Raw genomic sequence first — 16,897 nt, 5'->3', positions numbered from 1 at the left:
CCCCGCCCTCCGCGTCGACGTCGTCGCCCCCGTCGGCGCCGGCGACGCCTTCGCCGCCGGTTTCCTGTCCGCCACCCTGCGCGGACTCCCCGTCCGCACCCGCGCCCGCCACGGCCACCTGATGGCCGCCGCCGTGCTCACCGTCCCCGGCGACCTCACCGACCCGCCCGCACGCGACCGGGCCGACCACCTCGCGGCACTGGACGACGACGCCTGGGGGAGACTGCGTCTCGGCCCCGGCTGGACGGGGGAGAACACGGAGGTACGTACGACATGAGTCAGACCGTCGACCGGGCGCTCAGCATCCTGCCGCTCCTCGCCCAGGGGCCCGCCGACCTCGGACAGGTCGCCGAGCGGCTCGGCGTCCACAAGTCCACCGCGCTGCGCCTGCTCCGTACGCTCCACGAACACGGCCTCGTCTACCGCCAGCAGGACCAGCGCTACCGCCTCGGCGCCCGCCTGTTCGCGCTCGCCCAGGAGGCCGTCGAGAACCTCGACGTGCGCGAGATCGCCCACCCGCACCTGGTCGAGCTCAACGAGCACTGCGGGCACACCGTCCACCTCGCCGTGTACGAGGAGAACGAGGTCCTCTACATCGACAAGGTCGAGAGCCGCTACCCGGTCCGCATGTACTCGCGGATCGGCAAGCCCGTCGCGATCACCGTCGCCGCCGTGGCCAAGCTGCTGCTCGCCGACCTGAGCGAGGCGGAGCGGCGCGCCATCGCCGACAAGCTCGACTACCCCCTGTACACGTCCCGTTCGACGCCCGGCGCCGCCGCGTTCCTCAAGGAGCTCGCCACCGTACGCGAACAGGGCTGGGCCACCGACCTCGGTGGCCACGAGGAGTCCATCAACTGCGTCGGCGCCCCCATCCGCGGCGCCGACGGGCGCGTCGTCGCCGCGATGTCGGTCTCCGCGCCGAACGTGGTCGTCACGGCCGAGGAACTCCTCACCCTGCTCCCCCTGGTCCGTCGCACCGCCGACACCATCAGCCGGGAGTACTCCGGCAGCAACCGACCCAAGAAAGCCTGATCAGCGATGACCGACAAGACCGCCAAGACCGCCCTCACCCCGAGCACCCACACCACCCCGCCGGCGAAGTTCTCGCACGGCGTGCGCAAGGGCGACATCCTCCAGGTCGCCGGCCAGGTCGGCTTCCTGCCCGCCGTCGAGGGCCAGGCCCCCACCCCCGCCGGGCCCACCCTGCGCGAGCAGACCCTCCAGACCTTCGCCAACGTCAAGGCGATCCTGGAGGAGGGCGGCGCGAGCTGGGACGACGTGATGATGATGCGCGTCTACCTCACGGACGTGGACCACTTCGCCGAGATGAACGAGATCTACAACGCGTACTTCGCGGAGCAGGACCTCAAGGAGGCGCCCGCCGCGCGCACCACGGTCTACGTCGGCCTGCCCAAGGGCCTGCTCATCGAGATCGACGCCCTCGCCGTCCTGGGCTGAGCCATCCCCGTAACCCCTTGAACCACCCCCGCACCACCCCGCCCGGCACGGCGCCGCGCAAGACACAGGCGCCGTGCCGCGGTCCCCCCTGCCCAAGTACATGGAAGAACAACGGAGTCACCCATGCAGCTCGCCGCAGGCGCCACCCCCGCCGAGACGCCACCCCACACCGGTGGACTTCTCCTCCTGGTCGACGGCACGCCCGGTCTGCTGACCGTCGCCGCGCTCGGGATCGCGCTCCTCCTCTTCCTGATCATCAAGGTCAGGCTCCAGCCGTTCGTCGCGCTCCTCGCGGTGTCCATAGCCGTCGGCCTGGGCGCGGGGCTCTCCGTCACCGAACTCTTCGGCACGGTGCAGAAGTCCGCCGCCGTCTCCGTCATCGAGTCCGGCATGGGCGGCATCCTCGGCCATGTCGCGATCATCATCGGCCTCGGTACGATGCTCGGCGCGATCCTGGAGGTCTCCGGCGGCGCCGAGGTGCTCAGCGCCCGGCTGCTGCGGCTCTTCGGCGAGAAGCGCGCCCCGCTCGCGATGGGCCTGACCGGTCTGATCTTCGGCATCCCGGTCTTCTTCGACGTCGGCATCTTCGTCCTGGCCCCGATCGTCTACGCCGCCGCCAAGCGGTCCGGAAAATCGATTCTGCTGTACTCGATGCCGCTCCTCGCCGGCCTGTCGATGACCCACGCGTTCCTGCCGCCGCACCCGGGTCCGGTCGCCGCCGCCGGTCTCTTCCACGTCTCGCTGGGCTGGGTCATCCTGATGGGCGCCCTCGTCGGCATCCCGTCCGTCCTGGCCGCCTGGGGCTACGCCGCCTGGATCGGGAAGCGGATCTTCGTGGACGTCCCGCAGGACATGGTCGAGGCCGCCGAGGAGGCGAAGGCCGCGGTCGTCGCCGAGCAGCGGGCCGCCGGGGCCACCCCGCACGAGGCACCGGTCGCGCTCTCCACCGTGCTGGCCATCATCGGCACCCCGCTGGTGCTGATCCTCGCCGCGACGTTCTCCTCCATCGCGCTCGACCCCTCGACACCGCGCTCGGTCGTCGAGTTCTTCGGCAACCCGTTCGTCGCCCTGACGATCGCCCTGCTGCTCGCGTACTACCTGCTGGGCATCCGGCGCGGCTGGTCCCGCAAGTCCCTGGAGTCGGTCTCCACCTCGTCCCTGAAGCCGGTCGGCAACATCCTGCTGGTCGTCGGCGCGGGCGGCATCTTCGGCGCCGTCCTCAAGGGCAGCGGCATCGCGGACGCGCTCGCCGACACCTTCAACGACGTCGGCCTGCCCGTCATCCTGCTCGCCTGGCTGATCTCGGCCGTGCTGCGCATCGCCCAGGGCTCGGCGACCGTCGCCATCGTGACGACCGCCGGCATCGTGGTCCCGCTCGTGGAGAACCAGGACTTCTCGCAGCCGCACCTCGCGCTGATCATCATGGCGATCTCGGCGGGCTCGATCATCGCCTCGCACGTCAACGACGGCGGCTTCTGGATGGTGTCGAAGTACTTCGGCATCTCCGAGCGCGACACCCTGAAGTCCTGGACCGTCCTGGAGACCGTCCTGTCGGTCGCCGGATTCGCGGTCGCGGCGCTGCTCAGCCTGGTGATCTAGCCGTACGGGTACGGGTACGGGTACGCGTACGGGTCAGGCGGCCGAGGCGCAGATGATGCTGCGGCCCTGGTTCACCTGCCAGTACCAGAAGCGTTCGCCGGGCCCCGCCGGGCAGGTCCAGTTCTGGCCCGCCTTCGGGGCCCGGTAGAAGCCGGTGATCCGCAGGATCGACTGGCCCGCCTTGGGCACCGTGGACGCGTTGCAGCTCCACACCACCGTCAGGTCGGCGTTGGTGGCCCCCTTGACCTTGGCCGGGAAGCACTGGCCCGCCCGGTACACCCGGTCCAGGCACAGGGTCCGTACGACCCCGTCGTCGCCCGTCCTGCTCCACCAGGTGAAGCCCGCCCCGGTGTCGCAGGAGCTGGACGCGCCCGAGCGGGTGCTGACCCGGTTGACGTGCATGTACGCGTTCGAGGCGGTGCAGCTCACCCGGACCGGGCGGTTCGCGCTCATGTGGTCGTACCCGTCGTTGTACACGTTGAGGCAGTCCCCGGCGTGCACGGCCGCGAAGGCCCGGTCGGTGGCGTCCATGGTGGGCGTCGGGGTGGGCGTGGGGGTCGGCGTCGGCTCCTCCGCGGTGTCGCTGCCGCTGTCGCTGTCGCTGTCGCTGTTTCTGCCGCTGTCGGTTTCGCTGTCGCCGGAGCCCGTGTCCGAGCCGGTGTCGGAGCCCGTATCCGTATCCGCATCCGTGTCCGCGTCGGCGCCGGCCCGGTCGTCCCCGTGGGTGTCGAGGTCGCTGCCGGAGGTGACCGAGCCGGACGCGGTGGTGTCCGAGGCCGAACCGCCGTCGTCACCGCCCGCCTTCGCCCAGGGCTGCCACGCCAGCAGCGCGATCGCGGCGGCCCGTTCCCGCTCGGCCCGCTGCCTGGCCGCCCGCTCCTGCTCGGCCCGCTGCCTGGCCGCCCGCTCCTGCTCGGCCCGCTCGCGTTCGGCCCGCTCCGCCTGCTGGCGGGCGAGGAGTTCGGCCTGCTCGCGCTCCGCCTGTTCGCGTTCGGCCTGCTCGGCGCGTTGGCGCGCGGCCAGCTCGGCGAGGGCCGCCATCTCGCGCCGGGTGCGGTCGCGGTCGGCCCTCGCCTGCCGCTCCGGGGAGTAGACCAGCGTCGGGGGCGGCTGCGGGACCGGTCGGGTGCGCTGGACGAGGGTCGGGGCGGCGCCGGCCGGGTCCGCGGAGCGGTCGTCGGCCAACTCGATGCCCTGGGTGGCGTACGCGCCGATCAGTGCCGTCCAGCGCGGCGGCAGCCAGCGGGTGCCGCTCGACGTCGTCGGCAGCCCGGCCTGCTGCGCACGGAAGCGGGCCAGCAGGTCGGCGGGGGTCGGCCGGTGGCGCGGCTGGACGGCCAGGCACGGCCGGATCGTCGAGACGAGATCCTTCGGCAGGCCGGCGAGATCGAGTTGGCCGCGCTGCACGCGGGCCAGCAGGCGCAGGGTGTCGCCGTCGGAGCGGTAGGGCGGCCGGCCGGTGGCGAGCAGGAACAGCGTCGCCCCCAGCGAGTACACGTCGGAGGCGGCCGTCGACTCCTCGCCGCGGGCCTGCTCGGGCGAGGTGAAGGCGATCGTGCCGAGCGTGAGGCCGGTGAGGGTGAGGTCGCCGGCGTGCGAGATGCCGAAGTCGATGACGCGCGGCCCGTCCAGCGGCAGCAGCACGTTCTGCGGTTTCACGTCGCGGTGGACGATCCCCGCCTCGTGCAGCGCGACCAGGGCCTGGGCGGTGCCGGCCGCGATCCACCGTACGGCCGACGCGGGCAGCACCCCGCAGGAGCGCACCAGTTCGGAGAGCGGGGGCGCCGCGATGTAGTCGGTGGCCATCCAGGGCCACCGGGCGTCCGGGTCGGCGTCCCGTACGCGAGCCGTGAACGCGCTGTCCACGCGTTGCGCGAGCGCCACCTCGCGGGCGAAGCGCCGCCGGTCGGTCTCGCCGGCCCGGCCCTCGGCCGGCAGCGTCTTCACGGCGACGAGACCGCGGCCGCCGCTGCGGGAAAGATAGATCCGGCCCATGCCCCCGGAGGCCAGCCGCCCGAGCAGACGGTACGGCCCGAGGGCCGCCGGGTCGTCCCCGCCCAGCGCATCGATCCGCGCCCCGGCCATGTCATTCCCCCTGTCGCCCCAGCACCGCGCCTGTCAACGGTGACATGGGCGGGCGCGGACATCCATGCGGTCGGGCAACTCCCGTACAGGACTGTTGCGTCACCGGTATCGAAGCCGTGCACGCCCGTACAGGGCCCCGCACGCAGCAGCGCCGCCGGGGGAGCGGCGGCGCTGCTGGTCGGTGCTGCCGGCGGAGAGGACGGCAGATGGTGGTTTACGGCAGGCCGTGGACGTGCGGGGCGACCGCGTTCGACCAGGCGTTGCCCGACTTGGCGTCCCAGTTGGTCGACCAGGTCATCGCGCCGCGCACACCGGGGTACGTCTTCGACGGCTTGAAGGTGCCGCAGCCGGTGCCCTTGGCCAGGCAGTCCAGGGCCGCGTTCACGACCGACGGGGAGACGTAGCCGCTGCCCGCGCCGCTGGTGGAGGCGGGGACGCCGAGGCCGACCTGCGAGGGGTCGAGGCCGCCCTCCAGCTGGATGCAGGCGAGCGCGGTGAGGAAGTCCACCGAGCCCTGCGAGTAGACCTTGCCGTCGCAGCCCAGCATCGAACCGCTGTTGTAGTACTGCATGTTGACGACGGTCAGGATGTCCTTGATGTTGAGCGCCGTCTTGAAGTACTCGCCCGCGGTGGACTGCATGTCGATGGTCTGCGGGGCCATCGTGATGACGAGGCCGGAGCCCGCCTTCTGCGACAGCGAACGCAGCGCCTTCGTCATGTACGTGGAGTTGAGGCCGTTCTCCAGGTCGATGTCGACGCCGTTGAAGCCGTACTCCTGGATGAGCGAGTAGAGCGAGTTGGCGAAGTTGGTCGCGGACGCGTCGCTGTTGACCGAGACCGAGCCCTTCTCGCCGCCGACCGAGATGATGACGTTCTTGCCGGCCGCCTGCTTCGCCTTGATGTCGGCCTTGAACTGGTCGACGGTGTAGCCGTTCAGGCCCGCCGAGTCCAGGTTGAAGGTGACGGCACCGGGCGTGGACGTGGCGTCGGCGAAGGAGACCGCGATGATGTCGTAGTTCGCGGGCACGTCGCTGAGCTTCTGGACGGTCGCGCCGTTGTTGAAGTTCTGCCAGTAGCCGGTGACCGCGTGCTTGGGCACGGAGGTGCCGGGGTTCGGGTTGCCCGTCCCGGACTTGGCCGTACGGCCGCTCACGGCGGCGGACTTGACGGACTCACCGGCCGCGTTGGTGGCGGTCACCGCGAACTGGTACGCCGTGTCGGCGGAGAGCCCGGTGACGGTCGCCGAGGTGCCGGTGGAGGTGGTCGCCTTCACGCCGTCCTTGTAGACGGTGTAGCCGGTCGCGCCGGACACCGCGTTCCAGGACAGGGCGATGGAGGAGGGCGTGGTCGAGCCGACCGCGAGCCCGGCGGGGGCGCCGGGGATCGACGGGCCGGGCTGGTCGGTGCCGCCGCCGCCGTCCGGGCCGCTGACCGAGACGTCGTCGACGAGGTAGGCGGCCTGCCCGTACCAGCCGTGCGTGTACACGGTGACGGACGTGGTGTTCGGGCCGGTCGTGAAGCTGGTGCTGAGCTTGGTCCAGCTGCTGGAGCCCGGGGTCCACGTCGACACGTCGGTGGTGCCGGTGCCGCTGGCGCCCAGGTAGGCGTAACCACCCTGGACCCAGGAGCTGAGCGCGTACGTCGAGTTGGGCTTGACGGCCACGGTCTGCGAGCACTTGGCGTTGTCCTGGCCGGCCGGGGTCGCCTGGAGGGCCGAGGTGCCGCCGTGCACGGGGGAGGAGACGGTGGTGCCGGAGTTGCCGGTACACGTCCAGTTGGCGAGGCCCGACTCGAAGCCGGCGTTCTTGGCGACGTTGACGTCGGCGGCCTCGGCGCTGGTGACGAGCCCGGTCAGGGTGAGCGCGCCGGCGGCGACGACCGCCATGGCGGAGCCGAGGACCGGACGGGTGCGGCGTCTCCTGCGGCTCGGTGCGGGGGAACGATCCACTTGCTGCCTCCGGGGGAGTTCGGGGATGGCGGGGGAGCGACACGGGGGTGTCGGGGGTGTGGAATCGAGGAACGGTGGCCACCGCTGGGCGATAAACTGGTCCAGACCAATCAAGTTGTCAAGACCTCTGGCAGCGACCGGTTGCGACGGAGCGGCCCGAAGGGCACACGGAAGGCCCGGCGGAGGCCGCCGAACCGTACGAAAATCAACAACCGGTCACCTGGGACGGTTTGCCGCACCAACACCCAGAGAAGACTTCATCAGCCGTGCCCCACCGACTTCTTGAAGGTGTTCTCTGCCCTGCCGTACGTGGATAAAGTGCTCAGGCGGGAGCATCCGAGCGGAAGCACCCGGCGGGAACGATTACGGCCGGCGGTACGCGGCGGCCCGAGGTGAACGGGGAACGGCGTGCCGACAGCAATAGCAGTGACCAGTCCCGGCCTCGTGCTGCCCCCGCAGGACCAGCAGACGCCCCCCGCCGTCGTCCTGCGCGCCCCCGGCGAGCAGCCCCTCGACCAGGCGATCGGCGACATGCAACTCCTCCTGGAGCAGCACGGATACGTCATCGCCGTCTACCCCGCCGGCATTCCGGCCGCCCACGAGCGGCGCCTGCACACGATTCGCTCCGTCCTGGAGAGCGACCGGATCGCGCTGCTCAAATCACCGCTGCCCCCGCTCGGGGTCGCCGTGCTCGTGCGCCAGTTACGGCAGCTGTCCATCTGCGATTTCAGCGCGGGCGTGATCGCGTCGGCCGCCCGGCTCCTCTCCCACTACATCCACGCCGGGGCGCTGCTCAACTCGGTGACCAAACTGGACCGGGTCCCGGTCACCCTCAAGACGCACGCCAAGTCCTGGGTCCCCGGCTCGCAGTTCGGCGTGCTGGCCAACCCGGAACCGCAGCTCATCAGGGTCGGTACGGGCGAACTCGCCGGGCCCCGGTTCGCCACGCACCTCCTCGTCGCGCGGGGGCAGTCGCAGTCGGAGTGGGTGACCGGCACCCTCGCCGCCGGCTGGCAGGTGCAGGCGGTGCACGAGGCCGCACTCCCCGAGGAATCGGCCGGCTGGTGGGGCACGTCGAAACTGATCGAATTCGCCGCCTTCCTGCCCGATATCTCGCTGATTTACCAATTGGTTTCCTCAGTGCGCAGAGAGGTCTGTACCTGGTGCGGAAACGAACTCATCGGCGACCGCTGCGGCCTGTGCAACGCCCCGCTGAACCCCCCCGAGAACCGGTCGAACGGTGCCGTTGCCCTCAGGCCCTGAGGACCGGCGGCAGCCCCTCCCCGTACCGCCACCCAGCTCCCCGACCGCCGGCCCACATCCCCCAGCGAGGTTGCTCCGCCCATGAACTCACGGCAACGCCGCGGCGTCATCCTGCTCCTCCTCTCGGTCCTGTGCGCCTTCGCGGCCTTCGCCGGTGTGCTCTCGGTGATCAGTGACGTGAACTCGAAGGTCGGCCCCGAGGTGACCGCGTACCGGGTCAGGACCACGATCGAGCCCTACCGGCCTCTGGAGGCACGCCAGTTCGAGAAGATCTCGATACCCAGGCGTTGGCTCTCCAAGAACGCCGTCACCGACCTCTCCGCCCTCCGCGGCAAGATCGCGGTCACCGAACTCCACCAGGGCTCGCTGCTCCAGGACGACATGCTGGTCGACCGCCCGAAGCTCAAGGACGGGCAGCAGGAGATCGCCATCATGATCGACGCGGCGACCGGGGTCGCCGGCAAGATCCGGCCGGGCAACCTGGTCAACATCTACGCCACCTTCGCCGGCCGCACCGACAAGGACCGGCCGACCTCACGCGTCATCGTCGCCAACGCCAAGGTCATCGACGTCGGCCGGCTGACCTCCCTGGAACCCAAGCAGGAGAACCGCGCCGAGGGCCCCACCGAGGCCGTCCCGATCACCTTCGCCCTGGACACCACCGACGCCCAGCGCGTCGCCTACGCGGAGTCCTTCGCCGAGCACGTCCGCCTCGCCCTGCTGCCCGACGACAGCCCCACCACCCTGCGCCCGGGCGAGGGCAGCTACAACCTCGACGAAGACAAGAACAAGTGAGGACCGGATGAGCACACGCATCCTCCCGGCCGTCGGCGACGCCGAAGCCGCCCGAGCCGTCACCACGCTGCTCGGCCAGCTCCCCGACGCGGAGCCGGCCGCGCCGCTCGGCGACTCGACCTCACTGCTCGACACCCTGGCCCAGCTCGCCGCCGAGTCCCTGGACGAGCTGCCGGAGGTGGTCCTCGTCCACGAACGGATCGGCCCGGTCCCGGCCCTGGAGCTGATCCGGGAGGTGGCCCTGCGCTTCCCGGCGGTCGGGGTCGTCCTCGTCACCACCGACGCGAGCCCCGGGCTCTACTCGGCCGCCATGGACGCCGGCGCCCGCGGCCTGATCGGCCTCCCTCTCTCGTACGAGGAGCTGGCCCAGCGCGTCCAGGGTGCCGCCGGCTGGTCCACCGGGGTCCGCCGCCACCTCGGGGCGGGCGCCGAGGTCTTCACCGGCCCCGGCGGCACGGTCGTCACGGTCAGCGGCGCCAAGGGCGGCGTCGGCACCACCGTCACCGCAGTGCAACTGGCCCTCGCCGCCGCCGCCTCCGGGCACACGGTCGCCCTCGCCGACCTGGACCTCCAGTCGGGGGACGTCGCCTCCTACCTCGACGTGCAGTTCCGCCGCTCCATCGTCGACCTCTCCACCATCCAGGACATCTCCCCGCGCGTCCTCCAGGACGCCCTGTACAACCACGACACCGGCCTCGCCCTGCTGCTCGCCCCCGGCGAGGGGGAGCGAGGCGAGGACGTCAGCGACCGCGTCGTACGCCAGACCGTCAGCGCACTGCGCCACCGCTACGAGGTCGTCGTCATCGACTGCGGCACGCACATGAACTCGGCCAACGCGGCGGCCATCGAGATGGCGGACCACACCCTGCTGGTCACCACACCGGACGTGATCACCGTCCGCGCCGCCAAACGCATGGTCCGCCTCTGGGACCGGCTCCAGGTCCGCAAGGCCGAGGAGACCGTCACACTCGTCAACCGCCACACCCGCAGCACCGAGATCCAGCCCGCCCTGATCGAGAAGATCACGGCCACCAGGGTCGCCCGGATCACGGTCCCCGCCCACTTCAAGGAGCTCCAGGCGGTGGTGGACGCGGGCCGCCTCCAGGACCTGGAGGCCAAATCCACCGTGAAGCAGGCCCTGTGGGCGCTCGCCGGAGATCTCGGTCTGGTCAAGAACGCGGAAGGCGCCCCCCGAGGGGGCAGATTGAAGGGCGACCGCGCCGCGTCGGGCGGCCGGCGGGGACGTGTGAAGTGAACGCGCGACGACCGAGGCGATCGAGGAGGACCGTTGCGTCATGAACCTCTTACGAGCGGGCCGGCGGCGACACCCGGGGCCGGGCAGCCCCCACCCCGGGGGCCTTCGCCACGGCCGGTCCGACCGGGGCCAGACCGCGATCGAGTTCGTCGGCACCCTGCCGCTGATCCTGATCACCCTGGCGCTGCTCTGGCAGGCCGCGATGGTCTGCTACACGTACATCCTCGCCGGGAACGCCGCCGACAAGGCGGTCAGGGCGGCCGCGGTCGCGGAGGGCGGCCGGCAGGCGGCCTGCGAGCGGGCCGTGCGCGAGGACGTGTCCGGCGCCTGGAAGGCCCGGGTGGTCTGCCCCGAGCCCGGGTCCGGCGAGATGGTCACCGCGACGGTGCGGCTCGACGTGCCGCTCCTGTTCCCCGGGGCGTTCGGCCTGCCGTGGCACGCGACGGGCGAGGCCAAGGCCAGGAACGAGGGGCGTGACGCATGGTGAGGCGCGGGCGCGCGGCACCCCGCGGCCAGCGGGGCCAGGCCGCCATCGAGTACGTGGGGGTCCTCACCCTCCTCCTCGTCGTCGCGCTGGCCGTGGTCCAGCTGGGCATCGCCGTGTACGCGGCCCAGCAGGCGGGTACGGCGGCCCGGTCGGCGGCCCGGGTGGCCTCGACCGACCACCAGACGTACCGGGCGCGGGCGGTGGCCCTGGAGTCCATGAGCGGCTGGCTGGCGGACGGGGCCTCGGTCGATGCGCAGGACGGCGGCGAATCGGTGACCGTGACGGTGCGGGTGCCCATCCCCGCTCTCCTGCCGATGTTCTCCTTCGGCTCCGTCGAGAAGAGCGCCACCATGCCGAGCGACTGACCCGGAACCGACCCAGCGGCGACAGGAATCGAGGGAGTTGAGCACATGAGCCTGCGAGCGCGTATCACCAGTCCCGAACCGGCGAACGGGATGAGCGAGGAGAGCCGGCTGGTCGGGGTCTACCGCGCCAAACTCCTGGAGGAGATCGACCTCGCGGAGATGTCCGCCCTCGCGGCCGCCGAGCGCCGGGCGCGGCTCGAACGCGTCCTCGGCCACATCATCAGCCGCGAGGGCCCCGTCCTGTCCTCCGTGGAACGCTCGCAGCTCATCCGCCGCGTCGTCGACGAGGCGCTCGGCCTCGGCATCCTCGAACCCCTCCTGGAGGACGCCTCCATCAGCGAGATCATGGTCAACGGCCCCGAACAGGTCTACGTGGAGCGCGGCGGACGCCTCGAACTGCTCCCGATGCGCTTCTCGTCCACCGAGCAGCTGATGCAGACCATCGAACGCATCGTCTCCACGGTCAACCGCCGCGTGGACGAGGCGAACCCGATGGTCGACGCCCGGCTCCCCTCCGGCGAGCGCGTCAACGTGATCATCCCGCCGCTCTCCCTGTCCGGGCCCATCCTCACCATCCGCCGCTTCCCGAGGGCCTTCACGCTCCAGGAGATGATCTCCCTCGGCTCGCTGGACGAGCCCATGCTGATCCTGCTCGCCGGCTTCGTCCGCGCCAAGTTCAACGTGATCGTCTCCGGGGCCACCGGCACCGGCAAGACCACCCTGCTCAACGCCCTGTCCGGGCTGATCCCGGACGGCGAGCGCATCGTGACCATCGAGGACTCCGCCGAACTCCAGCTCCAGCAGTCCCACGTGATCACGCTGGAGAGCCGCCCCTCCAACGTGGAGGGCAAGGGCCGCATCACCATCCGCGACCTCGTCCGCAACTCCCTGCGCATGCGGCCCGACCGCATCATCGTCGGCGAGGTCCGGGGCGGCGAGACGCTCGACATGCTCCAGGCCATGTCCACCGGCCACGACGGCTCGCTCGCCACCGTCCACGCCAACAGCGCCGAGGACGCGCTGATGCGGCTGCAGACCCTCAGCTCCATGTCCGAGGTCGAGATCCCGTTCGCCGCGATCCACGACCAGATCAACAGCGCCGTCGACGTGATCGTCCAGCTGACCCGGCACGGCGACGGCTCCCGCCGCATCGCCGAGATCGCCGTGGTCGACTCGCACGGCCGGGAGGACTACCGCATCGTCTCCGTCTGCCGCTTCAACGCCCTCCCGATGGCGGCGGACGGGCGCGTGTACGGGCGCTTCGAGTACTTCCCGGTGCCGCGCCGGGTCGCCGAACGCTTCTACATGACGAACGAGGCCGTCCCGCCGGCCTTCGGCGTCGCCCACGCCGACGGACAACTCCTCGTACGCACCTCCACCGCCTGAACCCCGCCCGCGCCCCGGCCCAAGCCCCGCCCCCGCCCGCCGCTCACCCAGAAGGCCCCCGACATGGACAACCTCCCGCTCCTGACGGTCGGCGTGACCCTGCTCGCCTGCCTGCTCGCCGTCCTCGGCCTGCACAGCTACTCCTCGGGCAGGGAACAACGCCGGGCGCTGATCGACCGCATGTCCCAGACCGGGCAGCTCACCGTCGAGGGCCGCGTCCGGCGCTTCCGGGGCATCGACCGGCGGCTGCGCAGAACGGGCCTGGGCAAGCGCATCGAGCGCAAGATCGCGGTGACCGGCCTCGACCTCACCCCTGGCGAGTACTTCGTCTACGTCGTGGGCGCCCTGCTCGGGATCTACTTCGTGATGGCCGCCGTATTCGCGTCGTTCTTCGGGCTCCTCGCCGTACTCATCGGCCTGTGGGGCGGCAACGCCTTCCTCAACTGGCAGCGTGCCAAACGCACCGAGGCGTTCATCAACCAGCTCCCCGAACTGACCCGCGTCCTCGCCAACGCCACCCAGGCCGGCCTGGCCCTGCGCACGGCCATCGGCATGGCCGTCGAGGAACTGGACGACCCCGCCCACGCCGAGCTGCGCCGGGTGGCCGACCGCCTGGCCATCGGCCACTCCCTGGACGACGCCCTCAACGAACTCGTGGAACGGCTGCCCTCGCGCGAACTGACCGTCCTGGTCTCCACGCTCATCCTCTCCAACCGGACGGGCGGCTCGATCGTCTCCTCGCTGCGCAACCTGACCGGCACGCTGGAGGAGCGCAAGGAGACCCGGCGCGAGGTCACCACCCTGCTGTCACAGGTGAAGGTGACCGCCGTGGCCGTTCCCGTCCTCGGCATGGCCTTCCTGCTCATCGTGAACGGAATGCGCGCGGGCGCCCTCGACGACATGGCCGCCGCCACCCCGGGCCGGATCGCCATCGTCATCGCCGCGGGCCTGTACGCTCTCGGCTTCTTCCTGATCAACCGCCTGACCCGCGTCCGTATGTGACGGCCGGAAGAGACGAGGAGTACAGAGATGGAACTTCTGCTCGCGGCCGTCACCGGGCTCGCCGTCCTCGGCGTCTTCCAGGGCATCCGCATGTACCGCGCCGAGGCCAAGCTCCCCGGAGACCTGGCCATCGCCCTGGAGGTCGGCGCCACCCGCACCAGCGCGGCCGGCTCGGCGATCGACCGGCTGGGCATGCCGTACGCCCCCCGGGTCCTGTCGATGATGGGCCCCAAGCGCGTCGACAGGATCCGGCGCAAGCTGGACATGGCGGGCAACCCGCGCGGCCTCACCGTCGACCGCTACGCGGCCCGGCGCGCGGTCTACGGCGGCCTCGGCGTCCTGGCGGCCCTGGCGATGCTGATGAACGGGCAGGTCTTCCTGGCCATCGTCCTGCTCGTCTACGGCTTCCTCTGGACGGACGTGATCATCCGGGCCGCCATCAGCCGGCGCAAGGACGACATCGACCGGACCCTCCCCGACTTCCTCGACGTCCTCGCCGTCGTCGTCTCCGCGGGTCTCGGCTTCCGCCAGGCCCTGGAGCGGGTGGCGGACAAGTACGCGGGGCCGTGGTCCGACGAGCTGCGGATCACCCTGCGCCAGATGGACATGGGCGTCAGCAGGCGCGACGCCTTCGACCAGCTCCGCAGGCGCAACGAGTCCGAACAGGTCTCCATGTTCGTCTCCGCCCTCCAGCAGGGCGAGGAACTCGGCGCCCCCATCGTCGACACGCTCATCCAGATCGCCAACGACATGCGCCGCACCGACGCCCAGAACGCCCGCCGCAAGGCATCCAAGGCCGTCCCCAAGGCGACGCTCATCGTCACCGGCTTCATGCTCCCGGGGACCATGATCCTGATCGCCGTGGGCTTCTACTACGCGGCCGACGTCGACATCAACGGCATCTTCGGCAGCTGAGCCCGCGAAGTGGCCTCCCCCGGGGGGCCATTTGTGGGACATTCGAAGCTGAGTGTGCGGGAGGGGGAGGTGATGGACCGCAAGACGGCGAAGACGAAACGGTACGGCTTGATGAGGGGCGTCGCACCGACGCACGTTGCCGATGCCAGGCGGACTCACGGATCAACGTCGACCGATTCCCGGTCGGTCGCACTCGGAGGGGGACATCCTCATGAAGAACATCGCGCTCAAAGCGGCGGCGAACACGCAGACTTATGTGACCCACTGGGCGAACACGACTGTGGCTTATATGAAGCGCCGGAAGGACAGCGGCCAGGGGGCGATCGAGTACGTCGGCATCACGATTCTGGTGGTGGCGATCGTGATCGCGTTGCTCAATACCAATCTCGGTGTGACCATCGGCAACAAGTTCAGGGAAAAGATCGCTTCGGTTCTGGGAGACTGAGCTGGAGTGTTACGGACTCCGGGCAGGCCACGCCGCTCTATGTTGCAGCGGTGGTGGGTCTGCTCTTCGTTGCGTTGGTCCTCTTCGCGTTCGGTGAAGCAGGTGTCCGGCGCAATGGCGCTCAGAGCGCGGCCGACGCCGCCGCGTTGGCCGCGGCAAAGGAATCACGCAGTCTGCTCGAACCGGACCTGTTGTCGCACCTTGCGGACCCTGACTACTTCGCGTCAGTGTTCAGTCCGTCGTTCCTCGGGGGACCGGACAACGCGTGCTGGAAGGCATCCGCGTTTGCCGCCCTGAACAAGGCGAGTGTTGTCCGGTGCCGTCCTCTCACCGACGGGCGATGGGGCTACGAGGTCAGTCTGAAGTCGGACAAGGGGATGAGCACGGGCATCGTGCCTGGCACCGGAGGCAAGAAGGCGGAAGCCGAGGCTGTGGCTGTGGTCGAACCCCGCTGCTCGTTTGCCCCGGAGCCGGAGAGCACTCCTGACCCCGAGAGCACCCCGGACCCGGGAAGCTCTCCGGACACGGACGAAGATCCGGACTCCGAGGCGACGGTCGCGCCGGTCGGCAAGGTGCGCTGTGACGGCGGCAAGGAGTGGACCGTGAACCCCGAGGACGTGACGCTCATGCCTGACATGGCCGACCTTTTTTCCGTGCACTTGGTCGAGAATTGATCGCGAATGAAACCAAAGGATGTCGAATGAATCTCCGGCACGTGAGGAAAGTGCGCCGGGCTGGGGCTGTCGTTCTCCTGGCTTCGGCACTGCTGTTTTCCGTGGCAGCGTGCGGCGGCGACGACAAAGGGCCGAACAAGGCGCCTGCGGCTTCGTCCGACGCGGGCAAGGGGCAAGGCAAGCAGACCCCCGAAGACGACGAGACGCTGCCCGACCGCAGCAAGACGCTCGCCACCCTCAAGGGCGACGGAGGCGTAGAGATGGTCGTCCACTCAGCCAGGCGGGACAGCGGCGGCTTTCTGACGATCAGTGGGGAGATCAAGAACACCAGCGGGCAGAGCTTCGTCACACCTCTCCAGTGGAATGGGCAAGAGGAAGCCGTGGCCCGTGCAGGATCTTCATTCGCCGGTATGACGTTGGTGGACTCGGTCGGGAAGAAGCGCTACTACGTGCTCCGGGACACGGACAATCGACCGCTCACCACCAGCAACTACGAGCTGACCATCGGGGCGGGCAAGAGCCTGACCTTCTTCGCTCAGTTTCCGTCCCCCCCGAGCACCACGACCAAGGTCGACCTCCAGTTCCCCGGCTTCCCCAACGCCACGATCGAGATCTCCGGATGACCCCCCGCAGCATGGCGACAACCGTCCTCGCCGGGGTGGTCGCGCTGGGAGTCCTCGGGGCCCCGCCTGCCTTCGCCGACGACAGCCCCTACCCCTCCGCCTCCGCCGAACCCCCCGTCGAGATCGACCCGAACGACACCGACCTCAAGCTCCCCGAAGGCGCCACTCTCGCCCAGCCCAAAGTCCTCGACATCAAATCGGTCATCGAGGACCTGGGCGGCGAGGAGCGGCGGGAGGACACCAACGCGGACATCAAGTTCGCCCTCCAGGCCGAAGTGCTCTTCGGCAAGGACAGCGCCAAGCTGAGCGCCGAGGCCGAGGGGCGGATCAACGCCATCGCGGAGGAGATCAAGAAGCAGGACGCCTCGAAGGTGCGGGTGTTCGGGTTCACCGACAACCTGGGCTCGTCCGAGCACGGTGACATGCTCTCCAAGAAGCGCGCCGAAGCCGTGCACAACGTGCTGGACGAAGCGCTGAGCGGCAGCGGGATCACGTTCGAGATCCGGGGCTACGGCGAGGACTACCCGATCGCCAGCAATGACGACGAGCAGGGCCGCAGGAAGAACCGGCGCGTGGAGGTCTCCTTCCAGCGCGGGG

The 16,897-nt window shown here is 70.3% G+C and carries 18 protein-coding genes; 16 read left to right on the top strand and 2 right to left on the bottom strand.

Annotation, left to right across the window (positions count from 1 at the left end; all coding sequences use genetic code 11):
• From E6R18_RS33070 to E6R18_RS33055, 4 genes are all read left to right on the top strand, one after another.
• Positions 1 to 277: PfkB family carbohydrate kinase (locus E6R18_RS33070; protein WP_240799936.1), on the top strand; the 277-nt coding region annotated here is incomplete at its 5' end.
• Positions 274 to 1,032: an IclR family transcriptional regulator gene (locus E6R18_RS33065; RefSeq protein WP_136320558.1), complete on the top strand. Its 759-nt coding sequence runs from the start codon at positions 274 to 276 to the stop codon at positions 1,030 to 1,032. The genes E6R18_RS33070 and E6R18_RS33065, both read left to right, overlap by 4 nt.
• Positions 1,033 to 1,038: 6 nt before the next feature.
• Positions 1,039 to 1,458 (top strand): RidA family protein, encoded by a 420-nt coding sequence (locus tag E6R18_RS33060; protein ID WP_136320557.1) that lies wholly within the window; start codon positions 1,039 to 1,041, stop codon positions 1,456 to 1,458.
• A gap of 123 nt (positions 1,459 to 1,581) precedes the next feature.
• Entirely contained in the window at positions 1,582 to 3,057 is a 1,476-nt protein-coding gene (locus E6R18_RS33055) for a gluconate:H+ symporter (protein WP_136320556.1), read from the top strand.
• 33 nt (positions 3,058 to 3,090) lie between these two features.
• On the opposite strand, the gene E6R18_RS33050 is transcribed toward E6R18_RS33055, so the two are convergent.
• Both E6R18_RS33050 and E6R18_RS33045 read right to left on the bottom strand, forming a co-directional pair.
• The gene (locus E6R18_RS33050; RefSeq protein WP_136320555.1) at positions 3,091 to 5,142 is read right to left on the bottom strand and encodes a serine/threonine-protein kinase; all 2,052 of its coding nucleotides are present in this window, start codon (positions 5,140 to 5,142) and stop codon (positions 3,091 to 3,093) included.
• Between the two features lie 214 nt (positions 5,143 to 5,356).
• On the bottom strand, positions 5,357 to 7,090 hold the full coding sequence (locus E6R18_RS33045) for a glycoside hydrolase family 18 protein (protein ID WP_346765019.1): 1,734 nt from the start codon (positions 7,088 to 7,090) through the stop codon (positions 5,357 to 5,359).
• Positions 7,091 to 7,516: 426 nt separating this feature from the next.
• Between E6R18_RS33045 and E6R18_RS33040 the strand changes: the two genes are divergently transcribed.
• From E6R18_RS33040 to E6R18_RS32985, 12 genes are all read left to right on the top strand, one after another.
• Complete coding sequence (locus E6R18_RS33040) at positions 7,517 to 8,353, top strand: hypothetical protein (protein WP_136320554.1); 837 nt, start codon at positions 7,517 to 7,519, stop codon at positions 8,351 to 8,353.
• A gap of 81 nt (positions 8,354 to 8,434) precedes the next feature.
• Complete coding sequence (cpaB, locus tag E6R18_RS33035) at positions 8,435 to 9,148, top strand: Flp pilus assembly protein CpaB (RefSeq protein ID WP_136320553.1); 714 nt, start codon at positions 8,435 to 8,437, stop codon at positions 9,146 to 9,148.
• Positions 9,149 to 9,155: 7 nt separating this feature from the next.
• Positions 9,156 to 10,403, top strand: a complete 1,248-nt coding sequence (locus E6R18_RS33030) for an AAA family ATPase (protein ID WP_136320552.1) — start codon at positions 9,156 to 9,158, stop codon at positions 10,401 to 10,403.
• 40 nt (positions 10,404 to 10,443) lie between these two features.
• The gene (locus E6R18_RS33025; RefSeq protein WP_136320551.1) at positions 10,444 to 10,890 is read left to right on the top strand and encodes a TadE/TadG family type IV pilus assembly protein; all 447 of its coding nucleotides are present in this window, start codon (positions 10,444 to 10,446) and stop codon (positions 10,888 to 10,890) included.
• Positions 10,884 to 11,255 carry a TadE/TadG family type IV pilus assembly protein gene (locus E6R18_RS33020; RefSeq protein WP_136320550.1) on the top strand — a complete coding sequence of 124 codons (372 nt, stop codon included), beginning with the start codon at positions 10,884 to 10,886 and terminating at the stop codon, positions 11,253 to 11,255. The genes E6R18_RS33025 and E6R18_RS33020 overlap by 7 nt, the downstream gene beginning before the upstream one ends.
• Positions 11,256 to 11,300: 45 nt before the next feature.
• Positions 11,301 to 12,641, top strand: coding sequence for a CpaF family protein (locus tag E6R18_RS33015; RefSeq protein WP_136320549.1), 1,341 nt, complete (start codon positions 11,301 to 11,303; stop codon positions 12,639 to 12,641).
• A gap of 63 nt (positions 12,642 to 12,704) precedes the next feature.
• Positions 12,705 to 13,643, top strand: a complete 939-nt coding sequence (locus E6R18_RS33010; protein WP_136320548.1) for a type II secretion system F family protein — start codon at positions 12,705 to 12,707, stop codon at positions 13,641 to 13,643.
• Positions 13,644 to 13,670: 27 nt separating this feature from the next.
• Positions 13,671 to 14,558 (top strand): DUF5936 domain-containing protein, encoded by an 888-nt coding sequence (locus tag E6R18_RS33005; protein WP_136320547.1) that lies wholly within the window; start codon positions 13,671 to 13,673, stop codon positions 14,556 to 14,558.
• A gap of 211 nt (positions 14,559 to 14,769) precedes the next feature.
• A complete protein-coding gene (locus E6R18_RS33000; protein WP_136320546.1) occupies positions 14,770 to 15,003 on the top strand; it encodes a hypothetical protein in 234 nt (77 codons plus the stop codon).
• Positions 15,000 to 15,677, top strand: coding sequence for a pilus assembly protein TadG-related protein (locus E6R18_RS32995; protein ID WP_136320560.1), 678 nt, complete (start codon positions 15,000 to 15,002; stop codon positions 15,675 to 15,677). Before E6R18_RS33000 ends, E6R18_RS32995 begins: the two co-directional genes overlap by 4 nt.
• A 26-nt stretch (positions 15,678 to 15,703) precedes the next feature.
• A complete protein-coding gene (locus tag E6R18_RS32990) occupies positions 15,704 to 16,300 on the top strand; it encodes a hypothetical protein (protein WP_240799934.1) in 597 nt (198 codons plus the stop codon).
• An 11-nt stretch (positions 16,301 to 16,311) separates the two neighbouring features.
• The coding region (locus E6R18_RS32985; protein ID WP_240799933.1) for an OmpA family protein at positions 16,312 to 16,897 on the top strand (586 nt) is incomplete at its 3' end.

Source organism: Streptomyces sp. A1277, from assembly GCF_004795015.1.
Lineage (GTDB): Bacteria > Actinomycetota > Actinomycetes > Streptomycetales > Streptomycetaceae > Streptomyces.
The sequence above is the reverse complement of the archived record's forward strand: the minus strand, read 5'-3'. Positions and strand labels throughout refer to the sequence as shown.

What these genes read in the sequence shown, in the direction of transcription:
- E6R18_RS33010 (WP_136320548.1), top strand. Translation starts at nt 12,705, where the DNA reads ATGGACAACCTCCCGCTCCTGACGGTCGGCGTGACCCTGCTCGCCTGC.
- E6R18_RS33055 (WP_136320556.1), top strand. Translation starts at nt 1,582, where the DNA reads ATGCAGCTCGCCGCAGGCGCCACCCCCGCCGAGACGCCACCCCACACC.
- E6R18_RS33065 (WP_136320558.1), top strand. Translation starts at nt 274, where the DNA reads ATGAGTCAGACCGTCGACCGGGCGCTCAGCATCCTGCCGCTCCTCGCC.
- E6R18_RS33030 (WP_136320552.1), top strand. Translation starts at nt 9,156, where the DNA reads ATGAGCACACGCATCCTCCCGGCCGTCGGCGACGCCGAAGCCGCCCGA.
- E6R18_RS33050 (WP_136320555.1), bottom strand. Translation starts at nt 5,142, where the DNA reads ATGGCCGGGGCGCGGATCGATGCGCTGGGCGGGGACGACCCGGCGGCC.
- E6R18_RS33025 (WP_136320551.1), top strand. Translation starts at nt 10,444, where the DNA reads ATGAACCTCTTACGAGCGGGCCGGCGGCGACACCCGGGGCCGGGCAGC.
- E6R18_RS33005 (WP_136320547.1), top strand. Translation starts at nt 13,671, where the DNA reads ATGGAACTTCTGCTCGCGGCCGTCACCGGGCTCGCCGTCCTCGGCGTC.
- E6R18_RS33020 (WP_136320550.1), top strand. Translation starts at nt 10,884, where the DNA reads ATGGTGAGGCGCGGGCGCGCGGCACCCCGCGGCCAGCGGGGCCAGGCC.
- cpaB (WP_136320553.1), top strand. Translation starts at nt 8,435, where the DNA reads ATGAACTCACGGCAACGCCGCGGCGTCATCCTGCTCCTCCTCTCGGTC.
- E6R18_RS32990 (WP_240799934.1), top strand. Translation starts at nt 15,704, where the DNA reads ATGAATCTCCGGCACGTGAGGAAAGTGCGCCGGGCTGGGGCTGTCGTT.
- E6R18_RS33015 (WP_136320549.1), top strand. Translation starts at nt 11,301, where the DNA reads ATGAGCCTGCGAGCGCGTATCACCAGTCCCGAACCGGCGAACGGGATG.
- E6R18_RS33000 (WP_136320546.1), top strand. Translation starts at nt 14,770, where the DNA reads ATGAAGAACATCGCGCTCAAAGCGGCGGCGAACACGCAGACTTATGTG.
- E6R18_RS33060 (WP_136320557.1), top strand. Translation starts at nt 1,039, where the DNA reads ATGACCGACAAGACCGCCAAGACCGCCCTCACCCCGAGCACCCACACC.